The sequence below is a fragment of the Pseudoalteromonas sp. TAB23 genome (genome assembly GCF_000498075.1).
Taxonomy (GTDB): Bacteria; Pseudomonadota; Gammaproteobacteria; order Enterobacterales; family Alteromonadaceae; genus Pseudoalteromonas; species Pseudoalteromonas arctica.
On sequence record NZ_AUTP01000013.1, the window covers coordinates 1 to 692 of the forward strand.

The 692-nt window shown below is 47.3% G+C and carries 2 pseudogenes; both read left to right on the plus strand.

Features of this window, described 5'->3' with window-relative positions:
- Positions 1-512 (plus strand): annotated as a pseudogene (locus L654_RS0100195) (terminase); the annotation flags it as partial.
- A pseudogene (locus tag L654_RS0100200) lies at positions 494-692 on the plus strand (phage portal protein); the annotation flags it as partial. The pseudogenes L654_RS0100195 and L654_RS0100200, both read left to right, overlap by 19 nt.

Genomic DNA, 692 nt, shown 5'->3' on the forward strand with positions numbered 1-692 from the left:
CCCGCGATAACGCCGCACTAGTAGTGGTTGCCCCGCCTGAAAAGCCTGGCGAAAAATTTAGAATACTCGAAAAGCACTATTGGCGCGGAATGAACTTTTCGCACCATGTGAGCGAAATTCAAAAAATATACGCTAAGTACCGCGTTACTTATATTGGCGTAGATACCACCGGCATTGGCGCGGGTGTGTTTGACTCAATAAGCACACTGTACCCGCGTGAAGCCACCGCCATACATTACAGCGTAGGCAGTAAAACCCGCTTAGTACTTAAAATGATAGACCTAATTGAAGGTGGCCGACTTGAATGGGATGCATCCCATAAAGATATTGCTATGAGCTGCCTTTCAATACGCCGCACCAGTACCGACTCGGGCGGCGCCATAACGTTTAAAGCCAGCCGCGATAACACCATAGGCCATGCAGACGTATTTTTTGCTATTAGCCACGCTGTTATTAACGAACCCCTTAATCATGCACATAAGAGAAAATCACGATGGACCATGCAGAATTAGACCAAAACACTGAGCAGCTAACCCAGCAGCCACCAAAACAAAATGCACCCGTTGTGTTTGGCTTGCCTGAGCAAGTAATGCCCGACATGTGGCTAACTGATTACGACTCGCTATTTTATAACGATACCGACCAGTATTGGGAACCACCCGTTGACCGCCATTTATTAGCAAACTTAACCC